Source organism: Bradyrhizobium neotropicale (assembly GCF_001641695.1).
GTDB lineage: Bacteria > Pseudomonadota > Alphaproteobacteria > Rhizobiales > Xanthobacteraceae > Bradyrhizobium > Bradyrhizobium neotropicale.
This window is the reverse complement of record NZ_LSEF01000033.1, coordinates 24624-44604: the sequence shown is the minus strand read 5'-3', so window position 1 is coordinate 44604 and position 19981 is coordinate 24624. Positions and strand designations below refer to the sequence as shown.

Genomic DNA, 19981 nt, shown 5'->3' with positions numbered 1-19981 from the left:
CTGCAAATCCGCGATGAGACGCTGCGTGCTGCCGAAACATACGGCACGCCCTGGAAAAAGATGAGGCTTCTCACTCCGGGATATCGGCGCAAGTGTCGCACCCAAGGGCGGTCATTTCTAATTGTCAAACTTGGGGGTCTTCAGAATGTCGTTTCGTTACATGGCAATGGCAGCAACGATGCTGTCACTTGCTACGCTGGCCAATGGTGGCCCAGCTCTCGCGGCGGATTTACCGGTCAAGGCCACCAAGAAGCCGGCCGATCTTCCGTTCTTCCTCGTGATCGATAACCGCGTGACGTTCTCCTGGATGCCCAAGGGCACTGATCCCGGCATGTGGAGCGTCAATCCGAATGGCAGCATCAACGGCACCACCGCCAAGCAGGTCTATTCCTTCACCCACTTCGACCTGTGGTCGTACGGCACCAACTTCTTCACCATCTCGATGTTCAAGTCGGGTCACAACGACCCGGCCTCGCCCTGCACCGCGCCGGGCGTGACCATCAGCGGCGCCGCCGGCAACTGCGCGGGCGCCACCGAAATCTACGGCCTGTTCCGCTCGACCTTCGGCTGGAACGAGCTGTTCAACACCAAGGCCTTCACCATGGGGCCGCTGCACAACGTCTCGTTCGAAGTCGGTATGGACGGCAACAGCGAGAACACCTTCCTCGCGCCGGCCAAGCGCGACGTCGTCGCCGGTCTGCAGTTCGCCTTCGACCTTCCCTACAAGGGCTACATCAACGTCGCGCCGTTGATGTACTGGGAGTTCTCGAACCACAATGCCTTCACCCAGTGCGGACTGTTCGTCGCCGGGCCCGCGGGCGTCGCCTGCAACTCGGATGGCAATGTCAGCTACAACCCGACCTGGGCGGTCGAAATCAACTACTACATGGACCTCGGCTTCCTGCCGCCGAGCATGCAGTTCTGGTCGATCAGCGGCCGCGCCGGCTGGTACGGGCCGAAGGGTGACTCGAATGGCCTCCCTGCGCTCTCGGGCATCGGCCGCTTCTCCACGGCGTCCAAGACTGAGCTGAACAGCGAGCCGATACGCCTGACCTTCGATGCCGCGAAGGCGGTGTGGGGCGACAAGTACTCGCACTTCGTCGACCTCTGGGTCGCCTATCGCTACTGGCAGAACAAGTTCGGCCTCGACCACAACGCCATGCCCGGCGTCTGCACAGTCGCCGCGACCGGCCAGAGCACCAAGAGCTGCACCGAGTCCACGGTTTATGGTGGCATCACCATGAAGTTCTGATCGGCGGACGGACCTGAGGATGGCGTCGCGCGAGAATGCGCGGCGCCATTTGCGCGTCCGCCGTAGGGTGGGCAAAGGCGCATTGCGCCGTGCCCACCACTTTCCGGAATCGCGGTTCGCAATTGGTGGGCACGCTTCGCTTTGCCCACCCTACGACGGCTACAACAGCGCCTACTTCGTCCACACGCCGTCGTGCAGCGCTTCGGCCTCGTCTTCCAGCAGCGGGCCGACGACTTCGGTGGGGCGCTGGCCGCTGGCGAAAACCGTGCGGCAAGGCAGGTCGAGCGTGGGATTTTCCGGGTGGTTGCCGGTGACACCGCGCAGGCGGTGCTCGCTGAGGCCATAGACGACGCGGCCGATGCCGGCCCAGTAGATCGCGCCGGCACACATCGCGCAGGGTTCGGCCGAGGAATAGAGCGTCGCCTTCGCCAGCACCTCGGAGCTGAGCGTGCGGCAAGCTTGCGTGGCTGCCAGGCGCTCGGCATGCGCGGTGCCGTCGTGGTCCGGCATGTAGCCGTTTTCGGCCTCGATCAGCACCTTGCCGCCCGCATCGACCACAAGGCAGCCGAAGGGATGGTTGCCATGGGTGAGCGCGCGGCGCGCGACCGCGAAGGACAGGCGCAAGAACTGTTGGTCGCGTTCCGATGCGGCGCTCATCGCTGCTCCGCGGTCAATGTCCCGCCATGTGACGGCCGACCACGGTCAGGTCGGCCTCGCTGGTTCGTGCTTCATACACGAATTCGCCGTGGAACATTACCACCAACCGATCCGACAGTTCGAGCAGCTCGTCGAGGTCCTCGCTGACCAGCAGCACCGCGGCGCCGCGATTGCGGGCGGCCATGATCTCGGCGTGGATCTGCGCCACAGCCGCGAAGTCGAGCCCGAAGCAGGGATTGGCCGCGATCAGCACCTCGACGTCTCCGGCGAGCTCGCGGGCGAGCACGGCGCGCTGCACATTGCCGCCCGACAGCGCCGAGATCGGCGTCTCCGGCGTGCGGGTCTTGATCTTGTACTGCGCGATCTTCTTCCTGGCGTCGTCGCGGAAGGCGCCGCGGTTGAGCCACCAGCCGCCGCTTGCGAAGGGCGCGCGGTCGAATTCGCGGAAGGCGATGTTATCGGCGACGCTCATGCCGCCGACGCAGGCGTTCTTGAGCGGCTCTTCGGGCAGCAGCGACATTCTGTGCCGGCGCATCTCCTCGCGGCTGGCGTGATAGGGATCGCCCGCGACGCGGATCTCGCCGCTCTCGGCCTCGCGCTGGCCGGCCAAGACCTCGACGAGCTGGCGCTGTCCGTTGCCGGAGACGCCGGCGATGCCGACGATCTCGCCGGCGCGCACTGTCAGCGAGACGTCATGCACGGCAGTGGCGCCGGCATCGTCGAGCGCGCGAAGCTTTGCCAGCTCCAGCCGCGCCTTACCGGCTTCGCCGGTGCGCGCCGGCTGCACCGTCAGCTCCTCCGCGCCGATCATGGTGCGGGCCATCGCATCCGGCGTGAGCTCGGCGACCTTGCCGTGTCCGGCGAGCTTGCCGCGGCGCAGGATCGTGACCTCGTCGGCGAAGGCCATGACCTCGCGGAACTTGTGAGTGATCATCAGGATCGTCAGCTCGCCCTTCACGACCATGTCGCGGAGCATGCCGAGCACCTCGTCGGCCTCCGCAGGCGTCAGCACCGAGGTCGGCTCGTCCAGGATCAGGAAGCGGCGCTTCAAATAGAGCTGCTTGAGGATCTCGCATTTCTGCCGCTCGCCGGCGGAGATGTCGGAAACCTTTGCGCCGAGCGGCACCTTGAAGGGCATTCGGGCCAGGAAGGCCTCGAGCTCCTTCATCTCCTTCGGCCAATTCACGACGGCCGGTACGTCGTCACGCGCCAGCACGAGATTTTCGGCAACCGTCATGGCCGGCACCAGCGTGAAGTGCTGGTAGACCATGCCGAGCCCGAGCGCGTGGGCATCCTTGGGATTGCCGATCGCCTGCTCGCGGCCGCCGACCAGGATGTCGCCTTCGGTCGCGTGGTAGTAGCCCATGATGCATTTGACGAGCGTCGACTTGCCGGCGCCGTTCTCGCCGAGCAGCGCATGGAAGGAGCCGGGGCGCACCTTCAGCTCGACATTGTCCAGCGCCAGGAAGTCGCCGAAGCGCATGGTCATGGCGATGGCGTCGACGCCGAAGGCGCCTGACGGCGGGGGCGTCTCGCCGATGATCACGAGATCGCTCCGATAAAGGCATCGGATGTCGAGACCGCACCGAACACGCCGCCCTGCATCTTGATCATCTTCAGGGCATGGTCGTGGTTGCTCTTGTCGGTCGCGCCGCAGCAATCGTGTAGCAGCACGCATTCGAAGCCGCGGTCGTTGGCCTCGCGCATGGTGGTGTGGACGCAGACGTCGGTGGTGATACCGGTGAGCACGATGTTCTCGATGCCGCGCACGCGCAGGATCAGCTCCAGATCGGTGGCGCAGAACGAGCCCTTGCCGGGCTTGTCGATGACGGGCTCGCCCGGCAGCGGCGCGAGCTCGGGGATGATCTCCCAGCCTGGCTCGCCGCGCACCAGGATGCGGCCGCACGGGCCGGGATCGCCGATCCCGGCACCGATCTGGCGCGAGCGCCAGCGCTTGTTGGCGGGCAGGTCGGACAGATCGGGGCGGTGGCCTTCGCGGGTATGGATGATGTGGAACCCCTGCTTGCGCATCACTGCGAGCAGCTTCTTGATCGGCTCGATCGGCGCCCGCGTCAGCGAGAGATCATAGCCCATCTTGTCGACATAGCCGCCGATGCCGCAGAAATCGGTCTGCATGTCGATGATGACGAGTGCCGTGTTCGCAGGCCGGAGGTCGCCGTTGTAGGGCCAGGCGTAGGGCTCGGACTTGATATAGCGCTCGGGCATGGACGACCTCGTGGATGCGCGGGGATTACCGTGTGATCGAGAGTTCAGCGGGGGCGCCGGTCAGCGTCCGCTTCGGCGAGCAGGTGATGATCATGATCGCCAGCGTCAGAATGTAGGGCGCGGCGTTGAAGAGGTGATAGCCGGAGGTGACGCCGACCGATTGCAGCGCCGGGCCCAGTGCCGCGGCGCCGCCGAAGGCGAGCGAGGCCCACAGGCAGAGCAGGGGATCCCAGCGCGCGAAGATCACGAGCGCCACGGCCGTGATGCCCTGGCCGGAGGACAGGCCCTCGTTCCAGCTTCCAGGATAGAACAGCGACAGGAAGGACCCGCCGATGCCGGCGAGGAAGCCGCCGACCATGGTCGCGCGCAGGCGGATCAGCAGCACGGAGTGGCCCATCGCGCGCGCGGCGTCTGAGCTCTCGCCGGCGGTGCGGATCAGGAGGCCCCACCGCGTGGTGCGGAAGGCCCAATAGAGGATCGGTGCGAGCGCGACGCCGATCAGGAAGAGGACGTTGACGCGCAGCGCCGCGCGCAGCTGCGGGATGTCGCTCCACCAGCCGAAATCGATTGCTGGCAGGCGCGGCGCGGTGGGCTCGATCAGCGGCTTGCCGAGATAGAAGGCGAGCCCGGTGCCGAACAGCATCAAGGCGATGCCGACCGCGACGTCATTGACGCGCGGCAGCGAGCAGATGCCGGCATGCAGTGCACCGAGCATGGCGCCGGTAATGCCGGCGGCGAGCACGCCGAGCCATGGCGAGCCCGAGAGGTAGGAGATGCCGTAGGCGCTCATTGCGCCCATCACCAGCGTGCCTTCGAGGCCGAGATTGATGCGCCCGGAGCGCTCGGTGATGCATTCCCCCAAGCTCACGAACAGGAACGGCGTGGAGACGCGAATGGCGCCGCCGAGCACGGCGAGCGGCACGGTCCAGAGTCCGATCGATCCGTCCGCCATGTCAGGACTTGCCTTTCAAGAAGCCGATGCGGCCGTAGAGCGCATCGCTTGCCAGCACGAAGACGAAGATGATGCCTTGGAGCACCAGCACGGACGCATCGGGCAGCCCCAGGCGGCGCTGCAACAGGCCGCCGCTGGCGCTGATGCCGCCGAGCAGGATCGCGACCGGGATGATCGCGAGCGGATTTTGCCGCGCCAGGAAGGCGACGAGGATGCCGGTGAAGCCGTAGCCTGCGGCAAGGTTCGCATTGGTGCGCCCCTGCACCGCCGCGACCTCGACCATGCCGGCAAGGCCCGCGGCGCCGCCGGCGAGAAAGCAGATGGTGAGAATGAGCCTGCCGACGCCGAGGCCGACGATCTTCGCGGCGCGGATGTTGCCGCCGGCAACCCGCGCGGCGAAGCCGAACACGGTGTGATAGATCAGGATATAGGCGGCGACCGCGGCGACCAGGCCGAAGACGAGACCCCAATGCACGTCCGTGCCCGGGATGGTGCCGATCATGTTGACGGCACTGATCTCGCGGGTCGACGGCTTGTTGAGGCTCGCGGGATCACGCATCACGCCTTCGACGAGATGGTTGAGGATCGCCAGCGCGATGTAGACGAGCAGCAGGCTCGAGATGGTCTCGTTGACGCCGCGATACTGACGCAGCGCGCCTGACAGCATGATCCACAGGCCGCCCCCGATCACGCCGGCGCAGACCATGGCGATCTGAATGACGAGCGGCGGCATGCCCTGAAGCGCCAACGCGGCGCTGGTCGCCGATAACGCGCCGATCAGAAGCGCGCCTTCGCCGCCGATGATGACCATGCCGAGCTGCGCCGGCAGTGCTGTGCAGAGCGCGGTGAGGATCAGGGGCGCCGCGCGCGTCAGCGTGTTCTGCCAGGAGAACCAGGTGCCGAAGGCGCCCTGGTACATGTAGAAATAGAGATCGAGTGGATTCTTTCCAAACAGCGCGACGAAGATACCGAACAATGCGAGCGCGCCGACGAGCGCCGCGCCCGGGATCAGAACATACTCGATGGTCGCGCCATGACGCTGGAGAAATCCCGCATCGGCGGCTGGGGCGACGGCCCCGACCGCACTGACCGGATCCGCCGTTTCCGTCGTCACGAAGTCGCTCCGAGCACGCCTTCGACGAGATAGTCCATCTTCTCGAGCTCGGGATCCTGCTGGCTGCGTTCGGTGCCGGCCGTGATCACCGTGTTGCCCTTGTTGTCGGTGATCGGGCCCTGGAAGATGACGTAGTTGCCGGCCGCGAGCTTCGCCTTGATGTCATCGGCGTGCTTGCGCGCCTCGGCCGAGACCGCCTCGCCATAGGGCGAGACCTTGACGACCTCTTCCTTCAGGCCACCGCGATAGAAGTTCGGGATGACCTCGCCCGCGGCGATCATCTTGACGAACTTCGGATAGAGCACTTCCCAATTCCATTCGGCGCCGGTGAGATAGGCTTTCGGCGCCAGCGCCGACTGGTTGGTGTGATAGCCGCAGACCATGGCGCCGCGGCGCGCCGCGTTCTCGACCATGGTCTTCGGGCCGTCGACATGGCAGGTCAGCACATCGACGCCCTGGTCGATCAGGCTGTTGGTGGCTTCGGCTTCCTTGACCGGCATAGACCAGTCGCCTGTGAAGATCACCTGCGTCGTGGCCTTCGGATTGGCGAGCCTTGCGCCGAGCGTGAAGGCGTTGATGTTGCGCAGCACCTGCGGGATCGGCTTTGCAGCGACGAAGCCGAGCTTGCCGCTCTTCGACGTGTAGCCGGCGACGATGCCGGAGATGTACTGGGCCTCGTCGATATAGCCGAAATAGCTGCCGGCGTTCTTCGGGTCCTTGTCGGACCAGAGGCCGCCGCAGTGCTCGAAGCGCAGCTTCGGGTACTTGTTGGCCATCTTGACCATGTGTGGATTGTAATAGCCGAACGAGGTCGGGAAGAGCAGGGTGGCGCCGTCGAGATTGATCATGGACTCGATCGTCTTCTCGACCGCGTCGGTCTCCGGCACCTTCTCTTCCTCGATGACCTTCAGGCCCGGGATCTTCTTCAGCGCCGCTGCCCCCTGCGCATGCGCCTGGTTGTAGCCGTAGTCGTCGCGCGAACCGACATAGATGAAGCCGATGGTCGTCTCGGCCGCGAAGGCCGGACGGGCGCCGACTGCGGCGCCGAGGGTGAGGGCCGCGCCGCCCTGCAGCAATTGCCGTCGTGAAATCCTGCCAAAATCCATTGGTTGCTCCCTTGGCGGATGAACCGCTTAAATCTCTGGCGGCTGCGCCGGTCTGGCGGAGCCCAAGCCAAGGTGTCGCAAGCTTCGTGCCAGAGGCTAGTGCGCGGGCATTCAGGATTAAGATATTGATTTTACGATAAAAGGAGGTTCGTCTGAATCTTGGGCAGACGAGGCTTTGCTTATTTTTTAGGCTGTATTTTTTAATTGTATGCAAGGGAGTTAAGCAGGTTAACCGGCTGGTGCGTGTGCAGTGTTGGCTGGACGATCTGCCGGCCGTGGCAACCGTGCTAACCAGTCGCTGACTTGCGCGGGCGCCGGTCGCCGATTTCGCTGGCACCGAATTTGTATCGATTCTCACCGGGACTGCTCCTTGGCGGGTCCTTTAGGATGGAAGCTTTGATCGCGATGGCTGCTGGTAGCGCCGTTCAAGATGCATCGCTCGGCGAACAGATCGTGCGCCGGATCGACGAGCTTGCTGGGATCTCGGAAGAGACGGGCAGGCTCACCCGCATCTATCTCAGCAAGGAGCTGCGCGCGGCCGCGGAGCTCATCCTCGGCTGGATGCGCGAGGCCGGCATGAGCGCGCATCTCGATGCGATCGGAAATGTCTGCGGCCGCTACGAGGGCGAGCGTGTGGGTGCGCCTTGCCTGATGCTGGGCTCGCACTACGACACCGTGCGGGACGCCGGCAAATGGGATGGGCCGCTCGGCGTGATCACGGCGATCGCCTGCGTCGCCGACCTCAACCGCCGCGGCAAGCGCCTGCCGTTCGCGATCGAGATAATCGGCTTTGCCGACGAAGAGGGCGTGCGCTTTGCCTCGACGCTGCTCGGCAGCCGCGCGGTCGCCGGCACTTTTGATGAGAGTGTTCTGAATGTGCGCGACCGTGACGGCGTCTCGATCCGCGATGCGCTCGTGCAGTTCGGCCTCGATCCCGACCGTGTCGGCGCCGCGGCGCGCACCCGGGGCGAACTGCTCGCCTATCTCGAGCTGCACATCGAGCAAGGGCCGGTGCTGGAAGCGCAGAACCTGCCTGTCGGCGTCGTCACCGGCATTGCCGGTCACGCCGGAACGGTCCCCATGGCGCTGCGGCGGGACGCCCTGACCGGCGCCGCCGAGTGCATCGGCGCGATCGAGCAGTTCTGCCGCACCGATGAAAGCGGGCTGGTCGGCACCGTCGGCTATATCCACGCCACGCCCGGTGCGACCAATGTCATCCCGGGCGAAGTGTCCTTCACCATCGATATGCGCGCGCCGACCGACTTGCATCGCAAGCGCGCGGTGGCCGACGTCGTCCGCCAGATCGATGCGATCGCGAAGCGCCGGCAACTCGCGCTGCAGCTCGACGTCACCCATGAGAACCGCACGGCACCCTGTGCGCCCTGGCTCAAGGAGCAGATCGCGCAGGCGGTCGCCGCGGAAGGTTTTGGCGTGTTCGAACTGCCGAGCGGCGCCGGCCACGACGGCATGGCCATGATCGATATCGCCGACGTCGCCATGATCTTCGTTCGGTGCCGCGGCGGCATCAGCCATCATCCCGACGAGCATGTCGATCTGGCGGACGCGGACGCAGGTGCGCGCGTGCTATTGCGGGCGATAGAGAATTTTCGGCCGCGGGAGGACCGCGCCGGCGCGAATTGACCGTCAGGAGCCCGCAAGTCACCGGGTAGAGACACGAATCAGACATGTTTAGAATGGTGACGGCCATCACCGGGATCACGAGACACCAGCCAGCTTGCGCAGATGAACAGCGACATCTCTTTTCCACCACATCGCGAGAACCGATTTTATCAGGGCATGGCTGCGACCTTCGTCGCCAACGCCATTCAGGCGGTCAACTTTCTCGGTGATCGATTCCTGAGAAAGTCGCATCTCTTGTCGACGGCGATCGAGGACCTTTACCGGCACTCGATGGACAGCGCCTTTTCGGTGACCGAGGCTTTCCTCGTCACGGGCGCGCCGCACGCATCGGCCTATTACCCACGCGATTTCGCCTGGTTCTATCCCGACGTTCTCGATCCCGAAACAATCATGGATTCGCAGGACGCGATCCGGCGTGTCCGTTTGCTTGAAAAAAGCGTCCGTCTGTTGCTGGAGGCAGTTCGTGCCGACGTCGTCACGACGACCATCGTGCCGGCGGGACGCGGCCGGTATCTCGGCGTGAACTATTTCTCGCGGCCCTCGGACACGCTGCTCGGCATTCTGGCCGGTCTCCAGCAGATGATCTCTGCCGAGGAGAGGGCGTCATCCTATCTGGCGATGTCACAATGCGCGCATGCCGGCCGCTTGTTGCTGGCCGAATACGGCCTCGACCTGAAGCGCGCGATCTTGCAGCTCGCAAGCGAACTGGAGTCATTCGATGACGACGGCGCCAGGTATTTGTTGTGCGATGCCGGCGCCCCTCGTTCTGCCGCAACCGACACCCGCGCCGAACGCCGGCGGTTTGTCACCAATGCCTGCGTCTACACCACCTTCGTGTGGGGCGTGCAGCTCGGGGTCGTCGACGAGAACGAGCTGAAGCGGCTACTCGGGCGTGACCTTGCGCAGTACAAGAGGGACCTGCTCCGTCTGTTCGGCAAGGACGGCTATATCAGGCATTCCCTGGAGGGCCCGGCGGGCTCGCCGGTGTCCTCGGTTGCGCTGGATTTCGTCAGCGTGCATCGCGGATTTTGGAATCTGAATGATGCTTGCGAGCGCGTGCTGTTCGCGGCCACGACGGATCTGATCATCGCCGAACCGCGGTTTCGCATACCCGGGACGTTCCACTTCCTGGTGTCGGCGGATAATCCGCGAAACAAGGTGATCCACAAGATTGCGGCGCCGGCCTACCAGGGGCGTTCCTCCTGGCCGACATTCAACGTCGAATTTGCCGATCGCATGCTGGACTATGATGCAGTTTCAGGGACCGATACCTACCGGTCCTACGCCCAGGGGATATTGAAGGACATTCGTACCGCGACCGAGGTTCACGGCGGATATCAGGAGCTGCTGTCGGAAGAAGGCCTGAAATATCGCACCTGGGCCTATAAGGGCGCGGTGGCTCACTCCTGGTTTCCCCGCTTCCTGTCCGTGTGGAGCAGGGCGTTCGGAAAGCCGCTGCTCCATTGGAATGACTGACCCGCCCCGGTTGTGATGGGCATTTCGCGCGGCAATCGCCGGCAAGCCTTTGAGTGCAATCAACAAGCGCTGGCTGGTTGCGACAATTAGCCTCTACACGTCGTCATATTTGCGTATTGGAAGTGACATGCCCTCGCAGCACGACTGACAAGTGCGCCCCTTAGCCTTGCACGTACTGAAACAATTCTCTGCATTCAGAAAACGAACAGAGGGGCGACCATGCTTTCAAGGATGACACGATGTCTGCGCGACCGTACGGTGGTGACCGCCGCGATCCTGTCGCTGATGGGACACGACGTTTATGCGATGGACAACACGTTCGGCGGCAGCAACAGGAATGGGAACCGGACCGAGAGCCCGATCAAGCATGTGATCGTCATCCTCGGTGAGAATCGCACCTTCGACCACGTCTTCGCGACCTATGAGCCGCACCGTCCGGGCGAGCGGGTCGACAATCTCCTCTCCAAGGGCATCATCACCAAGGACGGCTTGCCCGGTCCGAACTACGCCAGGGCCGCGCAGTTCTCCGCCGTCGCCACCAGCACCTACTCGAACAACCCTGGCCAGAAGACGCCGTACAACAATACGAACAACAAGGTGCAGGTGCCGGGGACCTCCTACGCGCCGCAGTCCTGCTACACGTCCGTCGACCAGGCCGCGCTCAATGGTCCGGGGTGCCTTGCCACGTTGCAGCTCGCGGCCGAGGCGGACTATGGCCTCAACCAGCAGGACCTGCCGCTTCTGACGACCGGCGCGACGGGGCTGCCCGGCAGTTCACCCGACTCGCGCATCCTGGACTTCGACAATCTGCCGAACGGTCCGTATCCCCTGGTGACGCTGGCGCAGGGCGGCGAGACGCCGACGAGCCTCTACAACACCTATGGCGGCAGCCCCGTGCATCGGTTTTACCAGATGTGGCAGCAGCTCGACTGCGACGCCGGCAAGGCGACGCACCACAATCCGAGCGGATGCCAGTCCGATCTCTTCACGTGGGTGGAAGAGACCGTCTCCTCGGGCAGCAATGGCAACCCTACACCCAAGCCGCTCAAGGAAGGCAATATCGCGCTCGGCTTCTACAACGTCGCCAAGGGCGACGCACCCTACCTGACCGAGCTTGCACGCAAGTACACGCTCAACGACAATTTCCATCAGGCCGTGATGGGCGGCACCTTCGCCAACCATATGGCGATCGGCTATGCCGACGCGCTCTATTATGCCGATGCCAAGGGCGATCCGGCGACGCCGGATCACGTTTTGGTTCCCGGCGCCAATCCGCCGCAATATGTCAACGAGATCGAGAACCCGAACCCCGCGCCGGGCACCAACAATTGGTACCTCAACGACGGCTATGGCGGCGGCAGCTATTCTAACTGCTCCGATCCGAGCCAGCCGGGTGTTGGCCCGATCGTCACCTATCTGAACGCCATTCACGTATCGTCGCGCTGCGCGCCGAACGCCTATTACCTCCTGAACAACTATGCTCCGGCCTATATCGGCAGCGGCGCGCAGGATCCGATCAACAACGGCCCCTTCACGCTGCCGCCGGTGATCAAGCAGCGGCACATCGGCGACGAGCTCACGCAGGCCGACGTGTCTTGGGCCTACTTCGGCGAGCGCTGGAACGACTTCAAGACGGCGCCCGGGCTCGGCGCGAACTTCGGTTCGCTTGATCCGGTCGCCTATCTCTATTGCAGCATCTGCAATCCGTTCCTGTACTCGGCGTCGGTCATGACCGACGCGACGCAGCGCAACGCGCACCTGAAGGACACGCTCGATCTCTATGACGCCATCGCCAACGGCAATCTGCCCGCCGTGTCCTTCGTCAAGCCGAGCACGTTCAACGACGGTCATCCGTCGTCGTCCCGGCTCGACATCTTCGAGGCCTTCTCCAAGAAGATCATCGACCAGGTCAAGTCCAACAAGGAGCTGTGGAAGTCGACCGCGATCGTCATTACCATGGACGAGGGTGGCGGCTACTATGACTCCGGCTATGTCCAGCCGGTCGACTTCTTCGGCGACGGCACCCGCATCCCGTTGCTCGTCGTCTCCAAATTTTCGCGCGGCGGACACGTGTCGCACGAATATGGCGATCACGTCTCGATCACCAAGTTCATCGAGCGCAACTGGCACCTCAAGCCGTTGGGCGCGAAGACGCGCGATGCCTTGCCCAACCCGATTGCGTCGGACGACAATCCCTACGTTCCCGTCAACCGGCCGGCAATCGGCGACCTGTTCGGCAATTTCAATTTCGCCGATCGTCATGACGACGGTCGCGACGATGATTGATCGAAACTGACCTTCTCCGGAATGATGACCCGGCAGCCCGAAGGCTGCCGGGTTGTCTTATGTCGATCCTCGCAGGACGGAGCAATTCGCGTGAACGCCACGCTACAGCATGCGGCGAGTGTCGCTTCGGTGGATACCGCGCGCCGCGCGTTCGCGAGCGGAGATCTGGCGACCGCCGAGCGAATCTGCGCGCAGGTGCTCGCCAGCAACTCGTCGGACTGGCGCGCCTGGGCGTTATTGACCGAAACCGCGCTGCTGCGTGGCCGACCGGATGCGGCAACGGTCAGCGCGGATCGTGCCGTCGCGCTCGCACCGACCAACCCGATCGCGTTGGTGCTGCGTGCGAAATGCCTGTTCGTGAAAGGCGAGACGCGTCAGGCCTGCGCAGCGGTGGAAGCCGCGACCCAACATCTCGGCGAGGAGCCGGACGCGCTCGACGCGGTCGGGGCAATCTTCGGCCTGCTCGGGCTGCAGCAGCGGGCGAGGGAGCTTTTCCGCCGCGCGGTGGCCGTACGGCCGGACGAGCCGCAATATCTGTTCAATCTGGCGGCTGCCGAGCGCATGATCGGCGCACTCGCCGATGCCGAAGCGCATTGCGACGCGGCGATCGCATGCGACCCTCGCTACGGCCTCGCCCATTACTTGCGTTCGGACCTGCGCATTCAGAGCCTGGATCGCAACCATATCGACGAGATGGAAGCGTTGCTTCGCGCGGGAGGGCTGTCGGCGCCGAGTGCGATCATGCTGCGCTTTGCGCTCGGCAAGGAATGCGAGGATCTCGATCGCTGGGATCTCGCCTTCGACCATGTCGAGGCCGGCTGCAACCTCCAGCGCCAGTCGCTTCCGCGCGATCTTGCCGCCGAGCTCGGCGAGATCGACGCGATCGTCCGCGCGCACTCGCGAAGCTGGATCGAGGCCGCTCCGCGCGGCTACGCGGAAGCCGCCCCGGTGTTCGTCACCGGACTGCCGCGCACCGGCACGACCCTGGTGGAGCGAATCATCGCCAGCCATTCCGCGATGCATTCGGTCGGTGAGACCGGCGCTTTCGCGGCCGAGATGCACCGCGCCATGGCAGACGCGCCGGGCAGCCGCGACCTCGCAGGCATCGGCCGGCGCTACCTCGACCAAGCCACGGCGCTTCGCGTGCCGAATAATGTCCGTTTCGTCGACAAGACGCTGGAGAACTATCTCTATTGCGGCCTCATTCACACTGCGCTGCCGTTGGCCAAGATCATCCTGGTGCAGCGGCATCCGATGGATGCGTGCTGGGCGATCTACAAAGCGCACTTCCGCGGCAAGTTCCCCTTCTCATATCACCAGACCGAGCTTGCGGACTACTACCTGGCCTACCGCCGTCTGTCGCGCCACTGGTGCAGCGTGCTGCCGCCGCACGTGCTCATGGAAATCAACTACGAGGACGTCGTGCGGGATCAGGCGGCGGCGAGCCGGGATATCATCCGCTTTCTCGGGCTTCCCTGGGAGGATGGCGTGTTGCGCTTTCACGAAAGCCCTGCGCCTTCCGCGACCGCAAGCGCCGTGCAGGTGCGACGCCCGATCTACGCATCCTCGGTCGGCAAATGGCGCCACCATGCCGAACGGCTGAGGCCGCTTCGCGAACGCCTGGCGCGCGAGATTCCCGAGGCGGAGCTGGCATGACGATGCTGCGGTTCCTTCCGCTCATGATTGCAGCCGCCATCCTCTCGGTCATCGACCGCGCGTCATGGGCGGAGGTGCAGGTCAGTGGCAGACCGGACGCCGTCCATCTCGAGGCCCGTGGCGCCTCGCTGCATGACGTGCTTGCGGCGCTGCACGACCGCTTCAACCTGCGTTATCGTGCCAACGACCCGCTGGAGATGCAGATGACGGGCATTTTCGACGGGCCGCTCTCGCGCGTGGCAGCCCGGGTTCTCGACGGCTACGATTACGCGATGCGGATTACGTCCGAAGGCATTGACGTGCTGGTGCTGGGGCGGCACAGCACCAGCGTCGATGTTGCGGTGGCTCCGGCAAGCGCGCCGAGGCCGCCGCTCACGGCCGCGGAACGCAAGCACTTTGAGCACGGGCATTTGCGCTAAAGCGCGATGAGATTGGGGTGAAGCGTCATCGCGCTTTGGTTGCTGTTTGAGCATGACCTTGGCGCAAACGCGTTCCACGGTTGAGGGAAAACGCTTCACATCTTCCTGGACCATGCCCCAGGCCTCAGCCCGCCGTCACGTCCACCGTCTCGCCGCCATCAAGCACCTGCGTCGCCTTGGCGCGGTCGAGGTCGCCTTCCCAGGCAGCCACCACGACGGTCGCGACGCAATTGCCGACGAGATTGCCGAGCGCGCGCGCCATGCCGATGAACCAATCGACCGAGAGCACCAGCACGAGGCCGATCGCAGGGATGCTCGGCACCGCGTTCAGCGTCGCCGCCAGAATCACGATCGCCGAGCCCGGCACTCCGTGCGCGCCTTTCGAGGTGATCAGCGATACGCCGAGCACGAGGAGGAGATCGCCGAAGGACAGCGGCGTGTTGGTCGCCTGCGCAATGAAGACGACGGCGAGCGTGAGGTAGATCGAGAACGCATCGAGGTTGAAGGAATAGCCGGTCGGGATGACCAGACCGACCACTGAATCCTTCACGCCCATCCGCTCCAGCTTCTTCATGATCTGCGGCAGCACCGCGTCGGAGGAAGCGGTCGCCAGCACGATGGTCAGCTCCTCGCGCAGGTAGGCGAGAAATTTGAGGATGTTGATTCCGGCGAGCGCCATCACGCCGCCGAGTACGCCGAGCACGAAGATGCCGACCGAGATGTAGAACAGCATCACCAGCGAGACGAGCTGCTTCAGCGAGCCGACGCCGTACTTGCCGACGGTGTAGGCGACCGCGCCCAGCACGCCGAGCGGAGCCACCCGCACGATCAGGCCCATGACGCGGAACAGCACGGTCGAGGCCGCGTCAATGATGGAGGTGACGAGCTTGCCCTTCTCGCCGCCGACGAGCGCAAGGCCGACGCCGAACAGGACGGCGAAGAACAGCACCTGGAGCACGTCGTTGCGCGACAGTGCATCGAACGAGGTGCTCGGGATCACGTTGAGCAGGAATGCCCCGATGCCGCCGCCCTGCAGCTTGTGGGCGTTATCGGCATAGCTGTTGAGCGCCTTGGCGTCGAGCGCCGACGGATCGATGGTCATGCCGTGGCCGGGGCCGAAGATGTAGGCGAGCAGGAGGCCGACCACGAGCGCGACCGTGGTCATCACCTCGAAATAGACCAGCGCCTTGACGCCGACCCGGCCGACCTTCTTGAGGTCGCCGGCGCCGGCAATGCCGTGCACCACGACGCAGAACACGATCGGTGCCACGATCATCGAGATCAGCTTGAGGAAGGCATCGCTGAGGATCTTGAGGCCGATAGCGAAGTCCGGGACGGTCACGCCGAGGATGATGCCCAGGATCAGGGCCGCCAGGACCTGAACGAACAGCGAGGTATAAAGCGGCTTCGGCTCGGTGGCCGGCGCAGCGACGATCGTAGACATGGTGGGCTCCCCCGGTTTGACGCGTCTTGGACGTCAAAAAAGGAGCAACAACCGTGCCAGATTGTCGCTGCCTAAGGCAGGGCAGTCCGATTTCGGAGAGGAGAAAAAGAGACTACCTTGCTGTTGGGGTCTTGGTCCGGCCCGCGCCAGAGGCAACCTTCGTCACGCCACAAGATCCAGCAGCCGGCACGATCCCCGCACCAGCACCTTGCGCCCGGTCGGCGTTATTGCGGGCACGCCATCGTTGATAACGATGAGGCCGAGCTTGACCAGGCCTTCGACGACATAGGCCTTCGAGAGGCGGCCGGTCGACGCCGGATTGCGAAGTCCCTTCAGCGCTTCCCATTGGTCCGATGAAAGATCGAAGTCGACGTCGTTGCTCATGCTGCCTCAAGCGATAGTACGGTTCGCACGCACCACTTAGCCGCGGTGCATGAAAACCATGCGACGACATTGAGTCCGGAATTCGGTGAGGTGTTTGGAACCTCTCTTCACAAATTGCCGCACTTCATTGCACCACAAGAGCTTCATTGCGCCACAAGGGTTAAGATCGTTCGCGTATGAAGATCGTCCCAGATCTTCGATCACTAATTGCTGATCCGCACTTGATGTTGCGCCGCGAACTACCGCAGTGCACGGGAAGCACGCCTGTCCCATTCTGGTCGCGATGTGCACAGAAATCTGAGACGAGCCCTTCAAGACTCTGTTACGGTGATTCCCGAGGAATGGCTTCACACGGCAGGAGTGGAGTGCATGAACAGGCTGGTGGAAATCCGCAGTCAGGAGTCCCTCTGTCGCGAACGTGCGGCGTTCGATTCAGAGCGCCGGGGTTTCTGGCTCGCGCAGGCCGAGGAATGGAAACAGCGCGGGCTGGACGAAATCGCCTATCACTTCCGGGAATGCAATCATGCCCACACGGAGCTGGTGCGAGGCTGACCGCCGGTTCGTATTTTCCGCTAATGTGATCGCCGTTTACTGGTAGGTCGCCACGATATCGGACACCGCGCGCTCGAGCTGCTGTGCGGTGGCGCACTGACGCACCACGCTGCAGAAGGTCGCATAGCGCGGCATCTCGGAATCGCCAAATCCCCAGGCGAGCCGTCCTTCCGGATTGAGCCAGACCAGCCGCTTCGAGCGCTCGGAGATGCGTCGCAGGATGTCAGCGCGCGGATCGAGATTGTTGCTGCGCGCGTCGCCGAGCACGATGACCGTGGTCTGCGGTGTCAGCGTGCTCATGAACTCCTTCTCGAAATCGACCAGCGCAGATCCATAGTCGGATGAGCCGAAGCCGACCTTGGACATGATCTCCTGCATGGCGTCCTCGGGCGACTTCGTCTCAAGGATGTCGCTGACCTCGATCAGGTGCGAGGAGAAGGCAAAGGAGCGGACGTCGTCGACCACCTCATGCAGCGAGTGGATCAGGAGCAGGAAGAAGTCCGATACCTGCGCCACCGAGCCCGAGACGTCGCACAGCGCAACGATCTTCGGCCGGTCGCGGTGCTTGCGCTTCCAGGCGGTGAGGAAGGGCACGCCGCCCCAGGCGGCATTGCGGCGCAGCGTGCGGCGAACGTCGAGATGGCCGCGGCGCTGGCGCTTGCGGGGCTTCGAGAAGCGCTCGCGCAGGCGCCGCGCGATCTTGCGGATGAGCGCGCGCATCTCCTCGACCTGCCGCCGCTCGATGCGCGCGAGCGGCGCGTTGCGCAAGATGTCGTTGCGAAGGTTTTCGGCCTCCTCACGGGCGTAGAGCGCGAGCCCCTGCGAGACCGTATCACGGACCGCTTCGCGCAATGCGTCGAGCCCGGCGCGCAGGCGCTCGGCGAGCGACGGGTTGGTCGCGGTCAACGCGTCGAGATCATCGCGCAGGCGCTGGAGGCCCATGGCGTCGAGAATGCGGCTCGAGAAGATCCCGCGCTGGGTGGAGTAGCGGATGTCAGACAGCGAGGCCGCGCCCGCGGCGCTGGCGATCGCAGCGGCGATCGCATTGCGGTCCTGCGACAGCAGCATCTGCGCAAGCGGGCCCAATCCCTCCGTCGGCTCACGGCCGGCTGCCTCGCTGGCCGCGCCGGATGAGGGGGATTGGTCCGTCCCTTGCGCAGCGTCCTCGCTATCGGCTTCGGCCTGCTCCTGCCGAGGTTCCGGCTGGCTGAAGAACAGATCGAAGCAGTCGCCGAGCGCGAGTTTCTCGTCCTGCGACTTGGCGAGCGTTAACAGCAGGGCATCGCGCAGGATGGCGCGGTCGGATACGCCGACCTGCGCGACGGCGCGCATCGCATCAATGCTTTCTGCGGGCGAAACACGGACACCGGCGCCACGCGCCGCCCGAAAGAAACGATGGAGGTTCTCGCGCATCGGCGTCAACCGAAGACGTTGGACCGCGCCGCCTTGGCAATGAAGGTCGTGACTTGAGGCGCCGCCGCCTCGATGTCGGCCTCGTACTTCAGGAGCACGTTGAGCGTGTCCTTGACGATCTCGGTGTCTAGCTCGGAAGCCTGGAGCAGCACCAGCACGCGTGCCCAGTCGATGGTCTCACTGACCGAGGGCAGCTTCTTCAGGTCGAGCGAGCGGATCTCGTGGATGAAGCCGACCATCTGCCGGCGCAGCGTCTGGGAGATGCCGTGCACACGGCTCTCGACGATGCGCTCTTCGAGCCGCTGCTCGGGGAAGCCGATATGCAGATGCAGGCAGCGCCGCTTCAAGGCGTCGCCGAGATCGCGCTCGCTGTTGGAGGTGAGGATCACGGTCGGCGGTGTGATCGCGGAGACGGTGCCGAGCTCGGGGATCGTGACCTGGAAGTCGGAGAGGATTTCCAGCAGCAGCGATTCGAACTCGGCGTCCGACTTGTCGATCTCGTCAATCAGCAGCACGCAGCCGCCGGGCTGCTCCAGGGCCTGGAGCAGCGGCCGCGGTTCGACGAATTCCTTGGAGAAGAACACGTCGCCGAAATCGTGGAGCTGGTCGAGCGCGGCGTGCAGGGTCTGCGCGCCGCCGAGAACTTCGCCGAGCTTGTCCTTGAGGATCTGGGTGTAGAGAAGCTGCTTGGCGTACTTCCACTCGTAGAGCGCCTTGGCCTCGTCGAGGCCTTCGTAGCATTGCAGGCGGATCATCTTCATGCCGCGCCAGGCGGCGATAGCCTTGGCAAGCTCGGTCTTGCCGACGCCCGCAGGACCTTCGACCAGGATCGGCTTTTCGATCTGTTGCGACAAATAGACGGCGGTCGCGATCTGCCGGCTCGCGATATAGCCCTGCGCGGCAAGGCCGCTCTCCACTGCCTCGATCGAGGTCGAGGCCTTCTGATCAGCCACGAATGGGCGCTCCCAAAGGTCTTGCTTGCGGCTTGTTCTGCCTGCGTCCCCGGCAAAGAACAAGCCTCGTTTGGGAGGAACCAGATTCGCGTGAGCGGCCGATTTTCCGTTTAGCGCAAATAGATAACCGGAGGATATATTCGCCCCGGTCAGTGCCGCAGGGCCTCCGGCTTGCGGATCGTCTGCCTGAGCTCGGCGCCGCAATCGGCGCACTCATAGACGAAGTCGATCTTGGCAAGGCTCCAATGCGGCTCGACCTCGCGCACATACATTGGCAGGAACCCCATGCAGGTCGGACAATTCACGGGCGCGATCTCGATATCCTGATGATGCTGTACATAGGCTGGCATCTCGGGTCTCCTTCGCAGACAACCACCGAACCCCGCGCAGAAGGTACTGCCGAGCTTTCTGATACCGTCATCAACTCTTTCGAACAGAGGTGGAACGACG

The 19981-nt window shown here is 64.1% G+C and carries 18 protein-coding genes; 7 read left to right on the top strand and 11 right to left on the bottom strand.

Translation table 11 applies throughout. The features are described 5' to 3' along the window. The first annotated feature begins 145 nt into the window (after nucleotides 1-145). Nucleotides 146-1252 carry a hypothetical protein gene (locus AXW67_RS08335; RefSeq protein ID WP_063677476.1) on the top strand — a complete coding sequence of 369 codons (1107 nt, stop codon included), beginning with the start codon at nucleotides 146-148 and terminating at the stop codon, nucleotides 1250-1252. Nucleotides 1253-1423: 171 nt separating this feature from the next. Here AXW67_RS08335 and AXW67_RS08330 read toward each other — a convergent pair whose 3' ends face one another. From AXW67_RS08330 to AXW67_RS08305, 6 genes are read right to left on the bottom strand one after another with little or no spacing between them, the layout of a single operon-like run. After that, nucleotides 1424-1909, bottom strand: coding sequence for a nucleoside deaminase (locus tag AXW67_RS08330; protein ID WP_063677475.1), 486 nt, complete (start codon nucleotides 1907-1909; stop codon nucleotides 1424-1426). Between the two features lie 13 nt (nucleotides 1910-1922). Next, nucleotides 1923-3455 carry an ABC transporter ATP-binding protein gene (locus AXW67_RS08325; protein WP_082907829.1) on the bottom strand — a complete coding sequence of 511 codons (1533 nt, stop codon included), beginning with the start codon at nucleotides 3453-3455 and terminating at the stop codon, nucleotides 1923-1925. Further along, nucleotides 3452-4135: a biuret amidohydrolase gene (biuH, locus tag AXW67_RS08320; protein WP_063677474.1), complete on the bottom strand. Its 684-nt coding sequence runs from the start codon at nucleotides 4133-4135 to the stop codon at nucleotides 3452-3454. The genes AXW67_RS08325 and biuH overlap by 4 nt, the downstream gene beginning before the upstream one ends. Before the next feature lie 25 nt (nucleotides 4136-4160). Then, entirely contained in the window at nucleotides 4161-5087 is a 927-nt protein-coding gene (locus tag AXW67_RS08315; RefSeq protein WP_063677473.1) for an ABC transporter permease, read from the bottom strand. A gap of 1 nt (nucleotide 5088) precedes the next feature. After that, nucleotides 5089-6201 carry an ABC transporter permease gene (locus AXW67_RS08310; protein WP_063677472.1) on the bottom strand — a complete coding sequence of 371 codons (1113 nt, stop codon included), beginning with the start codon at nucleotides 6199-6201 and terminating at the stop codon, nucleotides 5089-5091. After that, on the bottom strand, nucleotides 6198-7307 hold the full coding sequence (locus tag AXW67_RS08305) for a BMP family ABC transporter substrate-binding protein (protein WP_063677471.1): 1110 nt from the start codon (nucleotides 7305-7307) through the stop codon (nucleotides 6198-6200). The genes AXW67_RS08310 and AXW67_RS08305 overlap by 4 nt, the downstream gene beginning before the upstream one ends. 405 nt (nucleotides 7308-7712) lie before the next feature. Between AXW67_RS08305 and AXW67_RS08300 the strand changes: the two genes are divergently transcribed. The 5 genes from AXW67_RS08300 (at nucleotide 7713) to AXW67_RS08280 (ending at nucleotide 14785) form a co-directional block, all read left to right on the top strand. Continuing rightward, complete coding sequence (locus AXW67_RS08300; protein ID WP_063677626.1) at nucleotides 7713-8948, top strand: allantoate amidohydrolase; 1236 nt, start codon at nucleotides 7713-7715, stop codon at nucleotides 8946-8948. A 102-nt stretch (nucleotides 8949-9050) separates the two neighbouring features. After that, the gene (locus tag AXW67_RS08295) at nucleotides 9051-10424 is read left to right on the top strand and encodes a hypothetical protein (RefSeq protein WP_063677470.1); all 1374 of its coding nucleotides are present in this window, start codon (nucleotides 9051-9053) and stop codon (nucleotides 10422-10424) included. A 231-nt stretch (nucleotides 10425-10655) separates the two neighbouring features. After that, complete coding sequence (locus AXW67_RS08290; protein ID WP_245315477.1) at nucleotides 10656-12710, top strand: alkaline phosphatase family protein; 2055 nt, start codon at nucleotides 10656-10658, stop codon at nucleotides 12708-12710. A gap of 90 nt (nucleotides 12711-12800) precedes the next feature. Then, nucleotides 12801-14366, top strand: coding sequence for a tetratricopeptide repeat-containing sulfotransferase family protein (locus AXW67_RS08285; protein ID WP_063677468.1), 1566 nt, complete (start codon nucleotides 12801-12803; stop codon nucleotides 14364-14366). Further along, entirely contained in the window at nucleotides 14363-14785 is a 423-nt protein-coding gene (locus AXW67_RS08280; protein WP_063677467.1) for a hypothetical protein, read from the top strand. Before AXW67_RS08285 ends, AXW67_RS08280 begins: the two co-directional genes overlap by 4 nt. Before the next feature lie 124 nt (nucleotides 14786-14909). Here the strand turns inward: AXW67_RS08280 and AXW67_RS08275 are convergent, their stop codons facing one another. Together AXW67_RS08275 and AXW67_RS08270 are read right to left on the bottom strand one after the other, a co-directional pair. After that, nucleotides 14910-16229: a dicarboxylate/amino acid:cation symporter gene (locus AXW67_RS08275; protein ID WP_063677466.1), complete on the bottom strand. Its 1320-nt coding sequence runs from the start codon at nucleotides 16227-16229 to the stop codon at nucleotides 14910-14912. A 162-nt stretch (nucleotides 16230-16391) separates the two neighbouring features. Beyond that, entirely contained in the window at nucleotides 16392-16613 is a 222-nt protein-coding gene (locus tag AXW67_RS08270; RefSeq protein ID WP_063677465.1) for a hypothetical protein, read from the bottom strand. A gap of 369 nt (nucleotides 16614-16982) precedes the next feature. Here AXW67_RS08270 and AXW67_RS08265 point away from each other — a divergent pair, with 369 nt between their 5' ends. After that, on the top strand, nucleotides 16983-17165 hold the full coding sequence (locus AXW67_RS08265; protein WP_063677464.1) for a hypothetical protein: 183 nt from the start codon (nucleotides 16983-16985) through the stop codon (nucleotides 17163-17165). 36 nt (nucleotides 17166-17201) lie between these two features. On the opposite strand, the gene AXW67_RS08260 is transcribed toward AXW67_RS08265, so the two are convergent. The 3 genes from AXW67_RS08260 to AXW67_RS08250 all read right to left on the bottom strand — a co-directional run bounded on the left by AXW67_RS08260 (nucleotide 17202) and on the right by AXW67_RS08250 (nucleotide 19881). Further along, nucleotides 17202-18578, bottom strand: coding sequence for a vWA domain-containing protein (locus AXW67_RS08260; RefSeq protein ID WP_063677463.1), 1377 nt, complete (start codon nucleotides 18576-18578; stop codon nucleotides 17202-17204). A gap of 5 nt (nucleotides 18579-18583) precedes the next feature. Then, nucleotides 18584-19531, bottom strand: coding sequence for an AAA family ATPase (locus AXW67_RS08255; RefSeq protein WP_063677625.1), 948 nt, complete (start codon nucleotides 19529-19531; stop codon nucleotides 18584-18586). 149 nt (nucleotides 19532-19680) lie between these two features. After that, nucleotides 19681-19881 carry a hypothetical protein gene (locus tag AXW67_RS08250; RefSeq protein WP_063677462.1) on the bottom strand — a complete coding sequence of 67 codons (201 nt, stop codon included), beginning with the start codon at nucleotides 19879-19881 and terminating at the stop codon, nucleotides 19681-19683. Nucleotides 19882-19981: the final 100 nt, after the last annotated feature.

Bases quoted from the DNA above. Each gene is read 5' to 3' on its own strand.
- AXW67_RS08335 (WP_063677476.1), top strand. From the start codon at position 146: ATGTCGTTTCGTTACATGGCAATGGCAGCAACGATGCTGTCACTTGCT.
- AXW67_RS08330 (WP_063677475.1), bottom strand. From the start codon at position 1,909: ATGAGCGCCGCATCGGAACGCGACCAACAGTTCTTGCGCCTGTCCTTC.
- biuH (WP_063677474.1), bottom strand. From the start codon at position 4,135: ATGCCCGAGCGCTATATCAAGTCCGAGCCCTACGCCTGGCCCTACAAC.
- AXW67_RS08315 (WP_063677473.1), bottom strand. From the start codon at position 5,087: ATGGCGGACGGATCGATCGGACTCTGGACCGTGCCGCTCGCCGTGCTC.
- AXW67_RS08305 (WP_063677471.1), bottom strand. From the start codon at position 7,307: ATGGATTTTGGCAGGATTTCACGACGGCAATTGCTGCAGGGCGGCGCG.
- AXW67_RS08300 (WP_063677626.1), top strand. From the start codon at position 7,713: ATGGCTGCTGGTAGCGCCGTTCAAGATGCATCGCTCGGCGAACAGATC.
- AXW67_RS08295 (WP_063677470.1), top strand. From the start codon at position 9,051: ATGAACAGCGACATCTCTTTTCCACCACATCGCGAGAACCGATTTTAT.
- AXW67_RS08290 (WP_245315477.1), top strand. From the start codon at position 10,656: ATGACACGATGTCTGCGCGACCGTACGGTGGTGACCGCCGCGATCCTG.
- AXW67_RS08280 (WP_063677467.1), top strand. From the start codon at position 14,363: ATGACGATGCTGCGGTTCCTTCCGCTCATGATTGCAGCCGCCATCCTC.
- AXW67_RS08275 (WP_063677466.1), bottom strand. From the start codon at position 16,229: ATGTCTACGATCGTCGCTGCGCCGGCCACCGAGCCGAAGCCGCTTTAT.
- AXW67_RS08270 (WP_063677465.1), bottom strand. From the start codon at position 16,613: ATGAGCAACGACGTCGACTTCGATCTTTCATCGGACCAATGGGAAGCG.
- AXW67_RS08265 (WP_063677464.1), top strand. From the start codon at position 16,983: ATGAACAGGCTGGTGGAAATCCGCAGTCAGGAGTCCCTCTGTCGCGAA.
- AXW67_RS08260 (WP_063677463.1), bottom strand. From the start codon at position 18,578: ATGCGCGAGAACCTCCATCGTTTCTTTCGGGCGGCGCGTGGCGCCGGT.
- AXW67_RS08250 (WP_063677462.1), bottom strand. From the start codon at position 19,881: ATGCCAGCCTATGTACAGCATCATCAGGATATCGAGATCGCGCCCGTG.